This is a genomic window from Allorhizobium ampelinum S4 (assembly GCF_000016285.1).
GTDB lineage: Bacteria > Pseudomonadota > Alphaproteobacteria > Rhizobiales > Rhizobiaceae > Allorhizobium > Allorhizobium ampelinum.
In genome coordinates this window covers 1,711,514-1,729,124 of record NC_011989.1, presented here as the reverse complement: position 1 = coordinate 1,729,124, position 17,611 = coordinate 1,711,514, and the positions used below count along the sequence as shown (strand labels likewise).

Here is a 17,611-nt window from a genome sequence, read left to right as displayed (position 1 = left end):
CACCATGGAGCGGAGACATTAGTTGGTATCGAGCTTCGGCGGCGCAAAATCAAGCAGGTCGTGGCGATAGGTTTCCACCACCATGCTGATCGGCGTTCCATCCGGCACACTCAGCAATGCCTTGTGCTGGAGAACATATTCAGGCACCGACAAGGGATCGCCGCTGGCCGGTGGCACCACACTGCCCATCTCCCATCCGTCCGGCAATGGCTTCCACAAAAGCTCGGCGGATATCGTGTGCCGCTGGAAATGCAGCGGCTGCACCACACGACCGAACGCACCGTCCGTCGTGTCGAGCACCTTGTTCATGTCATCCGTCAGCCGGGCCGGCACATACCAGTTGTCGGCTTCAGACAGGATACGGTCGCCGCATTTCAATCGCACCCGGCGATAGCCGACCTTGTCACCATCCGCGACCTTGAGGGCGGCGCGAATCTCTCCCGTGGCGGGCTTGTCGACATCCTTTACCCGCTCTGCTGTGATTTTTGCTCCATCCGCCAGCTTATGGGTGCTGCACCAGCGGTCCAGCGTCAGCGTGGCACTGTCATGGCTCAGCAGATCGGCATTCAGCGTTTGCAATACGGCCAATGCCTGCAACCGCGACACAGGCGTATCCGGCCAGGAGGCGGGCGCGGCGGCATGGCTCGGGCAAGAAACGGTCATGGCGGCAACCACAGCTGGCAGGAACAACAAACGCATGCAAACTCCTGAAATAGAAAGTAAATTCCCGATAGAAAGTCGGGCGGACATCAGCACGCAAACATGACGGAGAGATGACCATGAGCAAATATTTCGACGTTACCGATAGAGCTGCGGCGGCTTGCGTTCGAACGTCTTCACACCGTTTTTCCAACCAGTCACCGCCGGTGCAATCGTCGCCACGGCCTCGGCACCGGAGACGGCATCAAAAAGGACAAGATCAGCCGCAGCCCCAACCTTCAGCTGTTCATCCAGCCCCATCAGCCGGGCCGGATAGCGGGTAATCATCTCGAAGACCTGGTTCAGATCCGCAGGCGTCGCCAGTTGGGCAACATTGGCGTAGAGATTGGCCATGCGCATCAGCGAGACATCGCCAAAGGGCGTAAATGGGTTGAGAACATTATTGGTGGAGATGGTGACATTCACCCCCTGGCGGGCCAGAAGATGCGCCGGAGCAACTCCCCTTGGGCAAAGATGATCGATATCCCGACCGGTCAGAAACAGGTCGGTGGCAGGCAGAACCGTCACGGTAATACCCGCCTCGGCCAATTGCTTTGCCACCCGCTCCACTTCGTCGGGAGAAATTGCGGAAAGCTTGGTGACATGGCCGACAGAGACCTTGCCTTGATAGCCACGCGCCAGCGTCTGGGCAATGACCGTCGGCAGGTTGGACCCGGAAGGATCGAGATCGAAATCAAGGTGAAAATCGACAGGCACATCGAAGCGCTGCGCGAGCTCGAAAATTCGGGAAATATGCTCGGCGGGCCTTGGATCGGTGTAAGGGCAGCCGCCAACCAGATCGGCCCCTTGCGACAGGGCGATTTCCAGCATCCGCTCGGTTTCCGGCTCATTGGTCAACCCTTCCTGGGCAAAGGCGCAGATTTCGATATCGACCAGGTGGGCGTAATCGGCCTTCAGCTTGCGGATCGCCGAAAACGATCGGAAACCGGCGCGTGGATCGACTTCCACGAAGGTCCTGATCCGGGTCGTGCCTTGGACGATGGCCCGTTCCACGACATCGGCGGCGCGGGCATAGACATCTTCCTCGGTAAAGGCCTGCTTGGCTTTCGAGGTCTCCGACACGGCTTCCGCCAGCGTTCCGCTACACACCCGGCAGCGCCCGATGATCCCTGCCTTGTCGAGATGCAGATGGGTTTCGATCAACCCGGCGCAGACCAACCGGCCTGCCGCATCCTCCTGCGGCGCATCACAACGGAAATCCGCTTCCAGCGCAACGATCCGCCCCGCCTCAAAGGCGATGTCCAGCGGTTGCGCCGACAATGGCAACCTGGCGCGGCGCAACACGAAATCAATCGCCATGCGTTTTCATTTTCCTTTCCGACTGACCCATCACCCGTCTCTGCTGCATGAAATCTATTCCCACCCGCAACCAATATCCCATGCACGGATGACAGTCATGAGGCGACGAGATTGCCATTGCTGGCAACCAGCACACCTGCCTTGAACACCATACGCTCCATCGGACGCGCCGCCACTGCTTCGGCAATCGAGGCAACCGGCAGAATGATGAAATCGGCGGGACACCCTTTGCCGAGTGTCGCATTGCTGCGTCCTAAAACCTCAGCCGAGAGGGTACTGACAAGCGCGAAAGCATGTTCAAGGTCGGCATCGGCGCGAAAGTTCTGCCGGTCGCAGAGAATGCTCGCCCGCTCCAAAAGATCGCCATTGCCGAGCGGCGACCAGGCATCGCGGATATTGTCATTGCCGGAAAACACCCGCACGCCCGCAGCTTTCAGCCGCTTGATCGGCGGCATGCTGGTATCGCCGGGGCCGGTGGTCATGATCGCCACATCGGCGCGCGCCAGCGCTTCCGCTGTGCGCCCGAAATCCATATCATCCAGAGCGCCCAGGCAATAGGCATGGCTGACGGCGCATTTGCCTTGCAGTCCCTGCGCCAAAGCCCGTTTGGCGATCTGGCGGATTTCGAACGCGCCGAGCGGGCCCGGATCGTGTAGATGCAGATCCACCCCCACGCCGTGACGTCCGGCGATAGCAAAAATCGCGTTCAGGTGGCCGGTAATGTCATCGTCGATCCCGGCTGGATCAAGACCACCGATCAGGTCCGCACCCGCCTTGACCGCCTGCTCCAGCAGATCAGCAGTGCCGGGATCGGCCAGCACGCCGGACTGTGGAAACGCCACTGTCTGAATATCGACCAGATGAGCATGGCTTTGCTTCAGGGACAATATGGCTTCTAGCCCTGCCAACCCGACTTCCGTATCGATATCGGCATGGCTACGGCAGGCGACGGTGCCATAGGTGGCCATCTTCTCCAGCAGCTTAGCCCCACGCACCTCGACCGGCAAAGGCAGCGAGCGGCGGAGCGCTTTTTCGGCCCGGATCCGCTCGGCGACCGTGCCTCCGGGAATATGGGGAATGAACGGCATGCCGATCAGCGTTTTATCCAGATGTACATGACCATCGACCAGGCCCGGCAGGACCAGACCGCCTCGAGCATCGATGCGCGGTTTTTCCGTTGAAACGCCCTCACCCGCCGCTGGGCCGATAGCGGCAATGGCATGACCGGCAATAACGATATCAACGGGATCACCGAGACCATTGCGGGCATTGAAAACGACGAGAGTGGCGCTCATGGAAGGATCGGCTTTCAGACAGATGGGCAATCGCACGGCCAAACAGACAGGTAAAATACGGGTCGGATCATGGCGTATTTCCTGGCCGGAGGCGAGGTTTAAAGCAAAGTCAGGATTGCGGTAATTTGGTGTTCCGTGTCAGGCTTGGAGTTGATTATTCCCCGCCTCTTGCCGGAACGTACCCATGCCCTCTGCATCTCATACCATTTCCCCCACGACACACGCTGCTTCCGGCCCTGACTCTGGAATGGTCACCAGCCCGCATCCCCTGGCAAGCGCTGCCGGACTGGCTGTTCTGGAGCGTGGCGGCACGGCAGCGGAAGCCGCCATCGCCATGGCCGCCGCCATGGCCGTCGTCTACCCGCATTTCTGCGGCCTGGGCGGCGACTCAGTCTGGATTCTGGCCGACCGGCAAGGTCGCCAGACTTGTTTTATGGGGATCGGTCAGGCAGCCGCAAAGCTACCGGAATTTACCGGTGACAGTATTCCGCTGCGCGGTCCGCTTTCGACCCTGACCACCGCCGCCACTGTTGATGCCTGGGAGACCGTTCACCGCTATTCCATTGAGTATTGGGGTGGCAAACAGGTGTTCGGCGACCTGTTGCAGGATGCCATTCATCATGCGCAACACGGTTTTCCGGTCAGCCGCTCGCAAGGCTTCTGGCTCGATATGCGCAAGGATGTGCTAGCCGACTGGCCGGGCTTCATCAACCTGTTTTTCAACAATGGACAACCCTTTGCCACGGGAGAGATCTTTCGCCAGCCTGAGCTGGCCCGTTCCCTGGAGGATATTGCCAGCCATGGTGCGCGCAGTTTTTACCAAGGCCCCCTCACCCAGCGTATCGCCGATGGGCTTCGGGCCGTTGGGTCGCCAATCACCCTTGCCGATCTGGCAGCCACACGCACGCGGCAGGTGGAACCGGCGCGTCTATCCTATCGCGGGCTGGAGCTTCTCGCGCCGCCGCCGCCGACACAAGGGATCTCCACTCTTGCGATCATGGGCATTCTCCAGCATTTCGACCTGTCCGCCCTCACCCCCGGCAGCGCCCAGCATCTGCATCTGGTCGTTGAGGCGGTGAAACAGGCTTTCCTGACCCGCGACCGGATCGCCGATCCGGACTTTGCCGATCAACCCGTGCGGGAATGGCTGTCGGCAGAACGATTGCAACAGGCAGCCAGCGCCATCAACCCAGACCGGGCGCTGGACTGGCCGCATCCCTACCGAACAGGTGACACAGTGTTCTTCGGCGCGACTGACGCTGCGGGCCAAAGCGTCAGCACCTTGCAAAGCACTTATTTCGATTGGGGCAGCGGCGTTGTCGTTGGCGATACCGGCATTCTCTGGCAAAACCGGGGTGCGGCCTTCTCGCTTGATCCGAAAAGCCCCAATTGCCTGCAACCGGGAAAAAGACCGTTTTATACCCTCAACCCGGGACTTGCACTACGCGACGGCAAACCGGCACTGATCTACGGCACCCAAGGTGCAGACGGCCAGCCGCAGACCCTGGCCATGCTGCTGACACGACTGATCGATTATGCGCAACCTCCCACGCAAGCCTTGGCCGGACCACGGTTCTTATTGGGCAAAACGTTTTCCGACAGCCGCGACAGTTTGAAAATCGAAGCCGATTGCGGCCAGCCCGTCCTCGATCGTCTCGCCGATCTCGGCCACCAGCTCGCACCCATTGAGCCGCAAAGTCCAATCGCGGGCCAGGCAGGCGTTATCGCCATCGCCCCAGATGGCCGCCTGGCAGGCGCTCACGACCCACGCGGTGAAGGTGTGGCGCTCACCCTCGGCGAGCGTTGACCAATTGCGTTGAGATAATCGACAAAGGTTTGGGACAGAATTTCGGAAACAACCGCCGCGCAAGCTAGATCCTATAGCATCGTACCGGTTTCGGTTTTTACACGATGCTATAGGATTCAACCGAAAGGGGGGCTTTTCGGTTGAATCCTGTTTTCATCTATCTGGAGATGTGTCAACGGTTTTTACGTTTTCTAACAAAATTTAGAGACCTTTAATGCCTCACGGAGACACCGCGTTTCTCTATATATTTGTTTTTACGAATTTTCGGACCGGAAAATACAACTTAATTCACCGTCCCGGCTTGCCAGTTTTCCCCTTGGTGCGTGTCTTGCGCTTCTGATCCCCGGCATCTTCATAGGAACCGACCCCAGATTTGGCGCGAACGATGGGGCGTGGATCGTCGATTTTGGAATCGCCGATTTTCGGAACCGGCTTTTCAGGAAGCTTGCCGGGAACAGGCTTTTCCGTCCGCCCAACAGTCATTTCATCCAGGCTGTTCTTGCGAAACAGTGGCTTGGCCGTGTCCGTGCCAGGACCCATGTCATCCAGGGATGGCTTGGCGAAATAGGAGCCAGTTTCACTGGAATCCTGACGGGAAACATCGGTAGCACCGCTAGCAGGCTGGCCTGCCACCGCTTGCTCTTGCGCCCGGGCCGCTGCCTTTTCGCCGGGATCACCCATGCTGGCCAGTTCGACTTCTTTCAAACGCTTGATTTCGTCGCGCAAACGGGCTGCGGTTTCGAAATCGAGATCGGCGGCGGCATCGCGCATCTGCTTTTCCAGCGCCGAAAGATGGGCCTGGAGATTGTTGCCGACCAGATGACCGCCCGCCGCAAAGCCCTTGCCGCTCGCTCCGGAAATGTCTGCACGGACATGGTCGCGCTCGTAGACCGAATCGAGAATGTCGGAAATTTTTGACTTGACCGATTCCGGCGTGATCCCGTGTTCGAGATTGTAAGCCACCTGCTTTTCCCGGCGACGCGACGTCTCGTCCATGGCGCGCCGCATGGAGCCGGTGATCTGATCGGCATAGAGAATGACCTTGCCATCGACATTACGCGCCGCACGGCCAATCGTCTGAATCAGTGAGGTCTCGGAGCGCAGGAAGCCTTCCTTGTCTGCATCGAGAATGGCGACGAAGCCGCATTCAGGAATGTCCAGCCCCTCGCGCAGCAGGTTGATACCAACCAGCACATCGAAGGCACCGAGCCTGAGATCGCGCAGGATTTCGATACGCTCCAGAGTATCGATATCCGAATGCATATAGCGCACCCGCACGCCCTGCTCATGCAGATATTCCGTCAGGTCTTCGGCCATGCGCTTGGTCAGCACCGTTACCAGCGTGCGATAGCCCTTCAGCGAGGTTTCCTTGATCTCGCCCAAGACATCATCAACCTGGGTCTTGGCGGAGCGCACTTCGACCGGCGGATCGATCAGGCCGGTTGGGCGAATAACCTGTTCGGCAAACACGCCGCCCGATTGCTCCAGCTCCCAACTGCCGGGCGTCGCCGAAACCGCAACGGTTGGTGGACGCATGGCGTCCCATTCCTCAAATCGCAATGGTCGGTTATCCATGCAGGATGGCAGCCGGAAGCCGTATTCGGCCAACGTCGCCTTGCGCCTGAAGTCGCCACGATACATGCCGCCGATCTGGCTGACGGAGACATGGCTTTCATCGATGAACAGCAAGGCATTATCGGGAATATATTCGAACAAGGTCGGTGGCGGTTCGCCTGGTGCGCGGCCCGTCAGGTAGCGCGAATAGTTTTCAATGCCCGCGCAGGCGCCGGTCGCTTCCATCATTTCGATATCGTAGCGGGTGCGCTGCTCCAGCCTTTGCGCCTCCAGCAGACGCCCGCCCTTTTCCAGCTCGGCCAGCCGCTGCTTCAACTCCTCCTTGATCGCCTTGATCGCCCCATTCAGCGTCGGGCGCGGCGTGACATAGTGCGAATTGGCATAAATCTTCACCGACTTCATATCGCCGGTCTTGTGGCCGGTCAGCGGATCGAATTCGGTAATCGCATCGATTTCGTCGCCGAACATCGAAATCCGCCAGGCGGCATCCTCCAAGTGGGCAGGGAAAATTTCAATCGTATCGCCCCGCACCCGGAAAGAGCCGCGCACGAAATTGATGTCCTGCCGCTTGTATTGCTGGGCCACGAGGTCGGCCAGCAATTGCCGCTGATCGATCCGGTCGCCGACCGACATCTGGAAGGTCATCGCCGTATAGGTTTCGACCGAGCCGATACCGTAGATGCAGGACACCGAGGCGACGATAATGCAATCGTCGCGCTCCAGGATGGCGCGGGTGGCTGCATGGCGCATACGGTCGATCTGCTCGTTGATCGAGCTTTCCTTCTCGATAAACGTATCCGAACGCGGCACATAGGCTTCCGGCTGATAGTAATCGTAGTAGGAAACGAAATATTCCACCGCATTGTCGGGGAAAAAATGCTTGAATTCCGAATAGAGCTGGGCCGCCAGCGTCTTGTTCGGCGCCAGAATCACCGCTGGCCGCTGGGTCGCCTCGATCACCTTGGCCATGGTGAAAGTCTTGCCGGAACCAGTCACCCCAAGCAGAACCTGACTGCGCTCCCCGGCATTGATGCCTTCCACCAGATCCTTGATTGCCGTTGGCTGATCGCCCGCCGGTTCGTAATCCGACACCATGCGGATCGGGATTCCCCCCTCGGACTTTTCCGGCCTGGCGGGCCGATGCGGCGCCCAGATCTTACCACCCTTGAACAGCGGATTGCCGCTTTCAATCAGCGCTGACAGCGCCTCTACGGTCGCCGTCACAGCGCCGGGGGCAAGGCTCTGCGCCTCTTCAAGCGACGTGTCCATGCCAGAGACAGGATTAAGACCGGCAGCAGCGCGCGTGGCCGGGTCGGAAGATGCGCCGATGGACACGCCGCGTGAGGTGCGCATGGCACTGCCGCCGTCTTCGCTCTTGGCCTTGGCAGTGCGACCGGCCTTTACGGGGTCGGCGGCCTCAGTCTTGCGGCCCGTGCTCTTCTCAAGCGCTATCTTTTCGGCATGCCTGCGCGCTTCGATTTCGATCTTCTTGCGATGCTTGCCAGCCTTGGAGGCGAGTTCCCGTTGGCTTTCGATGCCCCCCGCTTCCGCTTCGGCTTCCAGCTGTTTCACCCAATCTGCGACACTCCCGCTCAAGGGCGCTCCTTCAAAAGCTGCCTGCGGTGCCTCTTCAAACCCACCGGCATACGGCGATCCTGCCTCATCCTGCGATGGGTTGTCATTGTTACGGACGGGAGATTTTTTCGGAGATCTGGCCATGGTTCGAATATGGATAAGACCGCAGGCAAAGTGAAGTGCGCCAGACGAAAATCAGAACAAAAAAGCAACAATTTCGCTAAAGTTTTTATCCCTTTGCATTCTCGGAAAAACCAAGGGCTCATGTCCCTGACTGGCCTCCCTCAGGCCACGGCGCGCCGTGATTTTTTCTCACTCAGTTGCTTTTTTTTAAAGTCGAGCCATTTGGGCAGCATATCGGCGGGCATGGGCCGGGAGAAATAATAGCCCTGGCCAATCGTGCAGCCGATTTCGGTCAACGTCCTGGCATCCGCCACCGTTTCCACACCCTCCGCCACGATATCGACACCCAGTGCACGGCCGAGACCGACCAGGGCGACAACAAGCGCCTTGTTCTTTGGAGAATTACTGATCCCGGTGACGAAACTGCGATCGATCTTCAACCGGGTAATCTTCAGGCTGATCAAATAGGCCAAGGACGAGTATCCCATGCCGAAATCATCTACCGTCAGTTTATAGCCGCTATTTTCAAGCCGGGTCAGTTGTTCACCCGCGACCGCCAGATCCAGAATGGTTTCCTCGGTGATCTCCACTTCCAGAAGGTTGCGACTGACGCCATAGGCAGTGGTAATCCGGTCCAGCATGACAGATACGTCATAGAGCGCAAATTCGCGCGGCGATACGTTCAAGGCGACAGCCGTCTCCGGCATGCCTAGCTCTTTCAGCCTGTTGAGCAGCTGGCAGATATTTTCTGTCACGAAACCGGTCAACGCCTCACACATCTGCATGGCCTGGGCGGCATTGACGATTTCAGGCGGGGCAATCGCCCCGAACTCCGGATGGAACCAGCGAACCAGCGCCTCGAAACCGACGATCTTGCCCGTCGCAAGATCGACCTGTGGCTGGAACCAGGTCTCGAGCGCAGTGTCGCGAAGTGCTGCTGGCAGGTCCTGCTCGATACGCCGTTGGCGATCGATGCGCTGTTTGATCTGATGATCGAATTCCCGCAATTGACCGCGACCGTCCTGCTTGGCATCCGATAAAGCCATGCTGGCACAGGTAAACAGCCCGTCACCATTTTCCGCATGGTCGGGAAAAAACGCAATCCCGGCGCTCAAACCAGGACTGACCTGAGTGCCATGGACGGCAATAGGAACCATGGACGCGGCGATAACGGTCTCAGCAAGCGCTCGGCAATCCTGGCGCACGTCGCCGTTCCGCAACAGAATTGCAAATTCATCACCGCTGATCCGGGCTGTGACGGCATCACCACCGGCGGCATTTTTCAACCTCTGCCCCAGGATCGCCAGAAACTGGTCTCCACCGCGATGACCAAAAGCATCGTTGATCAGCTTGAACCGATCGACATTGACCAATAACAGGCCAATTTCCCGGTTTCCGACTTTGGCAGCAGCAATTTCCCCCGCGAGTCGTCCATTGAAGTAGATCCTGTTGAACAGCCCCGTCACGGGATCACCGTTGGCCAGAACCTCCAGCCGCAAATTCTTGTGGTGAATGTCCTCATTGGCAATGGTCAGCGATTGCGTCGCGGCCTGGCTGCTCAGCTTGGCCATTTCGCTTTCCATAAATGTCCTGTCCGCCTTCAACAGCAGGTGCGACATGAATATGGCCAATACGATGAAATTAAACGTGGAGACGGTCGCAATGATGCCACCATGAATCGCGAAATTCCACAATATCGCTAAAATCATCGGAATACAGTAGCTGAAGGCGACCTGACTGGTGCCGGCCTGGCGGAACATGGCTGTCGCCACCAGACCGCCGATAACCACCAGAATAGACGCATCACGGCCCAGCAAGTCCATATCGACCACCGCTGTCGGCAGTAGAGCCCATACGGTCCCTTGCAGGCAGGCCGTGATGCACATCAGCCGAAGCACGTCATCCGGATTGGAAGAGGCATAGTGACGGTGCAGCAGATGGCGCGACAACAGGAAGCGAAATAACGTCGCGACAGCCAACGCTGTCATCCAGCCGACAACGACGCTGACGTTATTCGCCTCGGCCAGAAGCAGAATGGACGTGGATAGCCCAGCCATCACATTGTAAACTGCCGCTGTTCCGCTGCCATGCAATGCCATGGAAGCCCGCGCCTTATGGGCAGACGACAGCAAAAATGCTTTTTGATCCGCAGTTTCTGAAAACAAGACTATCTCATTCTTCAAACTAGGCGCAATAATTGTGTTTTTACGAGCTTGGCGCTAAGATTGCGCCTTTTCGGTAAGAAATAATGAACAATGCAGTTAAAAATTGTGCCACGTCTTAGAATTATGCGTCACGGGAACCGTCACGCACTCAATGCACCCTATGAGTGCGCTAAATTTCACTTTAGCGCCTTTGTAGTGCCGCATAATTTTCGCCTTAAACCGCAACCGGTTTAAGGGATTGTGCAGCAGGAAAATACAATCCAGAGGAGATGGTCGAGCATGACGCAACGCAACGATCAAATTGATTATATCGAATTCAACGTGCGCGACATTTCGGCCTCAAAACAATTCTACGCCACGGCCTTTGGCTGGTCCTTTACCGATTACGGACCGGATTATGCCGAATTCAACGATGGTCGGCTGAAAGGTGGATTTACCACGACGGCCCCGGTCTCGGCAACCGGCGGGCCGCTCGTCATCCTGTTTGCTGATGATCTGGAACAGGCCTTGAGCAGCGTGGAAAGCGCAGGCGGCACGATAACCCGCCCGATCTTTCCCTTTCCCGGCGGTCGGCGATTTCACTTCCGCGACCTGGATGGCTATGAACTGGCTATCTGGTCGGACAGTGTCTAATATCGGGCACAAAGCTGCAATTGGGATGATGCTGTACCTAGCCTGCCTTCGCTAAACCCATCTTCCTGCAAGATCAAAGGAGAGCTGCCGGAACTATTGAGCCCCGGCGGCTCGTTATCACTCCCCGCCGCCGAGTGAGTGGACGTAGACGGTCAGTTCCTTGACTGTCGTATCGCCTAGACGTGCTGACCATCCCGGCATGACGCCATGCTTGGGATGAGCCACCTGCTGGATGATCTCCTGCTCGCCTTTGACCTTCAGCCAAATGGCGTCGCCGAGATTGGGCGCACCGAGATCGCGGTTGCCCTCGGCCTTTTCACCGTGGCAGGCAACACAATTGTCCATGAAGACCTGCTTTCCAGGCGCAACCAATGCGTCGTTGGACGGCTTGCCCGTCAGGCTGACGACATAGGCGGAGACCTGGCGGATTTCCTCGGGCTTCAGGATGTCGGCGAAGGCCGGCATTTCCGACGCCCGGGTTTCCGGATCACTCGTGTAGCGAATACCGTGTTGCAGCGTCGTGTAGATGGCATCCACACTACCGCCCCACAGCCAGTCATCGTCGTTCAGGTTCGGATAGCCGGGGCCACCGGCCGCACCGGAACCGTGACAGGGGGTACAATTGACCTTGAAGGCCGCAGCACCACCAGCGGTGGCGAATTCGGTCAGGTCCTTGTCGGCCAGGATATCCTTGATCGGCAGGGCGGCGATCTTGTCGGTAAACACCGATTGCGCTGCCTTGGCGTCGGCAAGCTCGGCGGTGACAGCGGCACGGTTGGTATAACCGAACAGGCCCTTGGTATTGGTAGAGAGCATCGGCCAGGCCGGATAAACCACCGTATAGCCGATGGCCCAGACGATGGTAGCGTAGAAGGTATAGACCCACCAACGCGGCATCGGATTGTTCAGCTCGCGGATGCCGTCCCATTCATGGCCCGTAGTTTCGACACCGCTGATTTCGTCAATGTGTTTGTCAGACATGATCAGTCCTCCCGCAAGGGGATAGAGGCAGCATCTTCCGCCCGCTCTTTGGCGCCCGGACGAAAGACGAAGAGAATGGCGCCCGCGAAGAACAGCAGCATGGCGAGCATGCCCCAGCTGTCAGCGAAATGGCGCATGGCCGTATAGATTTCGGTTCCTTCCATGACGCCCTCCTCAACGGTAGCCGGTTGCGTCGTCATATTTGGTGAAGTCCACCAAAGTGCCGATCATTTGCAGATAAGCGATCAGCGCGTCCATTTCGGACAGGACCGCCGGGTTGCCGTCGAAATCACCGATTTTCGCCTTGGGATAGCGGGCCAGCAACGCCGTGGTATCGGCATTCGGGTCCGCCTGGGCAGCCAGATCGGCCTTGGCATTGTCGATCATATCCTGGGTATAGGGTACGCCGACTTCGCTGTTGACCTTCAGGTCCATGGAGACATTGGTGATCTTCAGCGGCGTTTCTTTCAGGAACGCGTATTTCGGCATGATCGATTCCGGCACCACCGAGCGCGGATCGCTCAGGTGCTGGACATGCCAATCGTTCGAGTAGCGATCCCCGACCCGGGCCAGATCCGGCCCGGTGCGCTTGGAACCCCATTGGAACGGATGGTCGTACATCGATTCCGCCGCCAGGGAGTAATGACCGTAACGTTCCACTTCGTCACGGAACGGCCGGATCATCTGGCTGTGGCAGAGGTAACAGCCTTCGCGGATGTAGATGTCGCGACCGGCCAGCTCGAGTGGCGAGTAGGGCCGCATGCCCTCCACCTTTTCGATGGTGTTTTGCAGGTAGAACAGCGGTGCGATTTCGACGATACCGCCTATCGCAACCACCAGCAGCGAACCCAAAAGCAGCAGGCTGGCATTTTTTTCGATGATTTTGTGTTTATCGAGAATGGACATGGTGCCCTCCTTACTCCGCCGGTTGCAGGACAGGCGCCATGGCCGAACCTGCAAGAGGCGCCTCGTTGCGCTGGTGGCCGAGAATGGTCATGGTGATATTCCAGGCCATGACCAGGCTGCCGGCGAGATAGAGCCCGCCGCCAACGGCGCGCATGACATAGTAGGGGAACATGGCCTTGACGGTTTCCGCGAAGGAATAGACCAGGAAGCCCTGCGCATCGTATTCACGCCACATCAAGCCCTGCTGTATACCAGCAACCCAAAGCACGGCGGCATAGACGACGATGCCGAGCGTGGCGAGCCAGAAGTGCCAGTTGACCATCCGCATCGAATAGAGGCGGTCGCGGTGCCAGAGCTTGGGCGTCAAGTAGTAGATCGCGCCGAAGGTGATCATGCCGACCCAGCCGAGTGCGCCGGAGTGAACGTGACCAATGGTCCATTCGGTATAGTGGCTGAGCGAATTGACCGTCTTGATCGACATCATCGGGCCTTCGAAAGTCGACATGCCGTAGAAGGCGATGGCCATGACCATCATCCGGATGATCGGATCGGTACGGATCTTGTCCCAGGCACCCGAAAGCGTCATCAACCCGTTGATCATCCCGCCCCAGGACGGCATCCACAGCATGATCGAGAACACCATGCCCAGCGTCTGCGCCCAATCGGGCAGCGCTGTATAATGCAGGTGATGCGGACCGGCCCAGATATACATGAAGATCAGCGCCCAGAAGTGGATGATCGACAGCCGGTAGGAATAGACCGGGCGACCGGCCTGCTTGGGCACGAAGTAGTACATCATGCCCAGGAAGCCCGCCGTCAGGAAGAAGCCGACGGCATTATGCCCGTACCACCATTGCGTCAGCGCATCCTGCACGCCGGAGAAGGCTGAATAGCTCTTGACGCCGAGGAAGGAGACCGGGATCGCCAGATTGTTGACGATATGCAGCATGGCAATGGTGACGATGAAGGCCAGATAGAACCAGTTCGCCACATAGATATGCGGCTCCTTGCGGGTCAGGATCGTGCCCAGGAAGGCAATGAGATAGGCGACCCAGACAATTGTCAGCCAGATATCGACATACCATTCGGGTTCCGCATATTCACGGCCCTGGGTGATCCCGAGCAGATAGCCGGTGGCAGCCATGACGATGAAGAAATTATAGCCCCAGAACACGAACCAGCCGAGCGTGCCGCCGAACAAACGGCTGCGACACGTGCGCTGCACCACATAAAACGATGTAATGATCAGGGCATTGCCGCCAAAGGCAAAAATCACGGCAGACGTGTGCAATGGCCGCAGCCGCCCGAAATTCAGCCAGGGGCCGAAATTCAGATCGGGAAAGGCCAGTTGCAGGGCGATGACCAGCCCGACAAGAAAGCCGATCACACCCCAGAACACCGTGGCGATGACGCCATAACGAATGACCTCGTCGAAATATTCAGACTTGGGTTGCGCCGCTGCACGACTCGACATGCCAGCCGTCACCGGCGCAAACCGGATATGGCGCAACATGACGACCGTCGCCCCCAGAAGCACGAAAAAGGCCACCCACATATGGGCAGCAAACAGGCTGTCATAGGCGAAACCCGCCCCGAGCAGCGCGGCAAAGGCCAGAATGGCCAAAACCATGGTTTCGAAAGTATAATTCATTGTTGGCATCCCCCAACGGCTTTGTGTCGGCACGGCCCCTCCTTAAGGGAAGGGTTCCGCCCTGATTTGTGGTTTGCGCAGTCGCTCCATGAGAAAAGCCATTCCGTTGCCGGAACGTTTTTCTGACAGCGCCAGATTATTTCCAGCAAAAGTACGTAAAAACAGCGAGATAGAGCGTTTTGCATTTCGAGGAAAAGCAGTCTTGCTCGCCGCGCCATGCCGCCTGCCGGATGGATAGACTTCTGCGTCGAGTCTCTGTTTGACATTCCGCAGCCTCTGCAACCTTGATTCAAATCAAGGCAGTCCATGCAAAGGCGGCGATATATAAAGGACGGCAATGGCATTGTGTCGCAGGCATCGGACAAGCATCCGATGCGGAGACATTGCGAACCGGCAGTTGCGGCGGAACACTTGATGGCCTGGAAAGGGTCTCTGGCGTTTCCTAAGTGACCCTTTCAGTGCGCATTACGCATTCTGATCGGGAAACGGTCTTCAAGGCGGGATTTTTCGCGCCCTTGCACGATGCCGCGTTGCCAAGTTCAGAGCCCGGCGCTGCGACCGACGACCATGGCTCTTTGAAAATGGCCCTGGCATTTCATTTCCGGACATCTCAAGCCTTTGATGCATTTGAGATATTCGGCATTCGTGCAGGGCGGAGATGTGGCTAACACCTTCGCGCTTGTCAATAACGCCCTACGCATGTGCCGGGCCGGCAATAGAAGGAGATGCGGAATGCAGAGCAATTTGGACAAGGCGGGCTTTCCGAAAACCAGAGACGCTCGGCCCCTTGCTTTGCCGCCATGTGAGACCAGTCTGGAATGGCTGCATCATGCCCATGGGGAGCAAATGGCGCTATGCGCCGAGCTGGAAGAGATCGCCGATTCGCTGCCGAACAGTATCAACCGGCAGAAATGCATCTACGCGGCCAAGGCGCTGACCCCGCTGATCAAGGGCGTCCACCACTATGAAGAAAGCATCCTGTTTCCCTGGCTCGAAACATCGACACACAGCAGCATCGGCATGCACGAGACGCTGAACCGGTTGCGCTTCGAACATTGCGAAGACGAGTGTTTTGCCGAGGAGTTGACGGATGCCCTGCTCAAACTCGGCAGCGGCCGCGAAGTCAACATGGAGGCCGTGGGCTATATGTTGCGTGGCTTCTTTGAAGGGCTGCGGCGCCATATCGCCTTCGAGAGAGAACATATTCTCTGCCAGATCGGCGAAACCCAGCTATCCTGACGGCTAAGCTTTTGCCGTTGATCACAACGGTGACTGTGCCTCTCTCTTCGGTCAATAAAAAACCCGCCCCTCCATGAACTGCCCCAGGTTGATGTCCAACTTTCGGGGGGGGGGGGGTAGTTCATGCAGTGACGGGTTTTTGGTTTGAGCCTAAACGATCAGGCCCCGACTGTTCTCAGCCGCTTCTCGTCGCGTCCGCCCTTCATGCGCTCGGCCAGAAGGAAGGCCAGTTCCAGCGCCTGGTCCGCATTGAGACGCGGGTCGCAATGGGTATGGTAGCGATCCTGCAAATCTTCAGCGGAAACGGCGCGTGCGCCACCGGTGCATTCGGTCACGTCGTTGCCGGTCATCTCGATATGGATGCCGCCTGGATGCGAGCCTTCAGCCCGGTGGATCTGGAAGAAGCTTTCCACTTCCGACAGGATCCGGTCAAAGGGCCGGGTCTTGTAGTGGTTGAGCGTGATGGTGTTGCCATGCATCGGATCGCAGGACCATACGACCTTGCGCCCTTCCCGCTCCACCGCGCGGATCAGGCGCGGCAGATGGTCAGCAACCTTGTCGTGGCCGAAGCGGCAGATCAGCGTCAGACGACCCGCTTCATTTTGCGGATTGAGAATGTCGATCAGGTTGAGAAGATCGTCAGCCTGAAGCGACGGGCCGCATTTGAGACCCAGCGGGTTTTTGATTCCGCGGCAATATTCGATATGGGCATGATCGGCCTGACGGGTACGGTCGCCAATCCAGATCATGTGGCCTGATGTGGCGTAATGATCGCCAGATGTCGAGTCGACGCGGGTCAGCGCCTCTTCATAGCCAAGAAGCAGCGCTTCATGGCTGGTGAAGAAATCGGTTTCGCGCAGGCTGGCATTGGTTTCCGCCGTGATGCCGACCGCCTTCATGAAATCCATGGTCTCGGAAATCCGGTCGGCAAGCTTGCGGTAACGCTCTGCCTGCGGGCTGTCCTTGACGAAGCCCAGCATCCATTGATGAACGTTTTCGAGATTGGCATAGCCACCCATGGCGAAAGCGCGCAGCAGGTTCAGCGTCGCGGCTGACTGGCGATAGGCCATCAACTGACGATGCGGATCGGGAACGCGAGACTCTTCGGTGAAATCGATGCCATTGATGATATCGCCACGGTAGCTCGGCAACTCGACATCGCCCTGACGCTCGAAATCCGACGAGCGCGGCTTGGCGAACTGGCCAGCGATGCGGCCGACCTTGACGACCGGAAGCTGGGCGCCAAAGGTCAGGACAACGGCCATCTGCAGGAAGGCGCGGAAGAAGTCGCGGATCGTGTCGGCGCCGTGTTCGGCAAAGCTTTCGGCACAATCGCCGCCCTGAAGCAGGAAGCCATTGCCATCAGCCACATTGGCAAGCGCCTTTTTCAACCGGCGCGCTTCACCAGCAAAGACCAGCGGCGGATAGGTCGCCAGCTTTTTCTCTGCTGCGGCCAATGCGGCCTGGTCCGGATAGGCCGGAGCCTGCTTGATCGGCTTCTGCCTCCAGCTTGTCGGGGTCCAATTCTGCGCCATCGTCTTCACCTAAACAAAACGCGGCCATGCCTGCGGGCCGCTCGGATTGGCGGCTTATAAACGCTTAATGGAAGCTTGAAAAGCAATACCTTGCTGTCAAATCGGCC

At 58.1% G+C, this 17,611-nt stretch carries 14 protein-coding genes; 4 read left to right on the top strand and 10 right to left on the bottom strand.

What is annotated here, in order from left to right:
* Positions 1-18 precede the first annotated feature (18 nt).
* The 3 genes from AVI_RS08210 to AVI_RS08200 form a co-directional block, all read right to left on the bottom strand.
* Positions 19-699: a GntR family transcriptional regulator gene (locus AVI_RS08210; RefSeq protein ID WP_015915921.1), complete on the bottom strand. Its 681-nt coding sequence runs from the start codon at positions 697-699 to the stop codon at positions 19-21.
* Between the two features lie 99 nt (positions 700-798).
* Positions 799-2,019: an amidohydrolase family protein gene (locus tag AVI_RS08205; RefSeq protein ID WP_015915920.1), complete on the bottom strand. Its 1,221-nt coding sequence runs from the start codon at positions 2,017-2,019 to the stop codon at positions 799-801.
* A 95-nt stretch (positions 2,020-2,114) separates the two neighbouring features.
* Positions 2,115-3,314 (bottom strand): amidohydrolase, encoded by a 1,200-nt coding sequence (locus tag AVI_RS08200; protein ID WP_015915919.1) that lies wholly within the window; start codon positions 3,312-3,314, stop codon positions 2,115-2,117.
* A gap of 247 nt (positions 3,315-3,561) precedes the next feature.
* Between AVI_RS08200 and AVI_RS08195 the strand changes: the two genes are divergently transcribed.
* The gene (locus AVI_RS08195) at positions 3,562-5,121 is read left to right on the top strand and encodes a gamma-glutamyltransferase family protein (RefSeq protein WP_041696546.1); all 1,560 of its coding nucleotides are present in this window, start codon (positions 3,562-3,564) and stop codon (positions 5,119-5,121) included.
* 288 nt (positions 5,122-5,409) lie between these two features.
* Here AVI_RS08195 and uvrB read toward each other — a convergent pair whose 3' ends face one another.
* Together uvrB and AVI_RS08185 are read right to left on the bottom strand one after the other, a co-directional pair.
* Complete coding sequence (uvrB, locus tag AVI_RS08190) at positions 5,410-8,415, bottom strand: excinuclease ABC subunit UvrB (RefSeq protein ID WP_015915917.1); 3,006 nt, start codon at positions 8,413-8,415, stop codon at positions 5,410-5,412.
* A 140-nt stretch (positions 8,416-8,555) separates the two neighbouring features.
* Positions 8,556-10,493, bottom strand: a complete 1,938-nt coding sequence (locus tag AVI_RS08185) for a putative bifunctional diguanylate cyclase/phosphodiesterase (RefSeq protein WP_015915916.1) — start codon at positions 10,491-10,493, stop codon at positions 8,556-8,558.
* Between the two features lie 345 nt (positions 10,494-10,838).
* Between AVI_RS08185 and AVI_RS08180 the strand changes: the two genes are divergently transcribed.
* Positions 10,839-11,192: a VOC family protein gene (locus AVI_RS08180; RefSeq protein WP_015915915.1), complete on the top strand. Its 354-nt coding sequence runs from the start codon at positions 10,839-10,841 to the stop codon at positions 11,190-11,192.
* Positions 11,193-11,309: 117 nt separating this feature from the next.
* Here AVI_RS08180 and ccoP read toward each other — a convergent pair whose 3' ends face one another.
* From ccoP to ccoN, 4 genes are read right to left on the bottom strand one after another with little or no spacing between them, the layout of a single operon-like run.
* Positions 11,310-12,173, bottom strand: coding sequence for a cytochrome-c oxidase, cbb3-type subunit III (gene ccoP, locus AVI_RS08175; RefSeq protein ID WP_015915914.1), 864 nt, complete (start codon positions 12,171-12,173; stop codon positions 11,310-11,312).
* A gap of 2 nt (positions 12,174-12,175) precedes the next feature.
* Entirely contained in the window at positions 12,176-12,337 is a 162-nt protein-coding gene (locus tag AVI_RS29020; protein ID WP_049777167.1) for a cbb3-type cytochrome c oxidase subunit 3, read from the bottom strand.
* Positions 12,338-12,347: 10 nt separating this feature from the next.
* Positions 12,348-13,079, bottom strand: coding sequence for a cytochrome-c oxidase, cbb3-type subunit II (ccoO, locus tag AVI_RS08170; protein ID WP_015915912.1), 732 nt, complete (start codon positions 13,077-13,079; stop codon positions 12,348-12,350).
* 10 nt (positions 13,080-13,089) lie between these two features.
* Entirely contained in the window at positions 13,090-14,730 is a 1,641-nt protein-coding gene (gene ccoN, locus AVI_RS08165; protein WP_041697930.1) for a cytochrome-c oxidase, cbb3-type subunit I, read from the bottom strand.
* 88 nt (positions 14,731-14,818) lie between these two features.
* Between ccoN and AVI_RS31050 the strand changes: the two genes are divergently transcribed.
* The gene (locus tag AVI_RS31050; RefSeq protein ID WP_156553207.1) at positions 14,819-14,968 is read left to right on the top strand and encodes a hypothetical protein; all 150 of its coding nucleotides are present in this window, start codon (positions 14,819-14,821) and stop codon (positions 14,966-14,968) included.
* 494 nt (positions 14,969-15,462) lie between these two features.
* The gene (locus AVI_RS08155; RefSeq protein ID WP_015915910.1) at positions 15,463-15,969 is read left to right on the top strand and encodes a hemerythrin domain-containing protein; all 507 of its coding nucleotides are present in this window, start codon (positions 15,463-15,465) and stop codon (positions 15,967-15,969) included.
* Positions 15,970-16,127: 158 nt separating this feature from the next.
* Here AVI_RS08155 and AVI_RS08150 read toward each other — a convergent pair whose 3' ends face one another.
* The gene (locus AVI_RS08150) at positions 16,128-17,504 is read right to left on the bottom strand and encodes a class II 3-deoxy-7-phosphoheptulonate synthase (RefSeq protein WP_041696542.1); all 1,377 of its coding nucleotides are present in this window, start codon (positions 17,502-17,504) and stop codon (positions 16,128-16,130) included.
* Between the last annotated feature and the right edge of the window lie 107 nt (positions 17,505-17,611).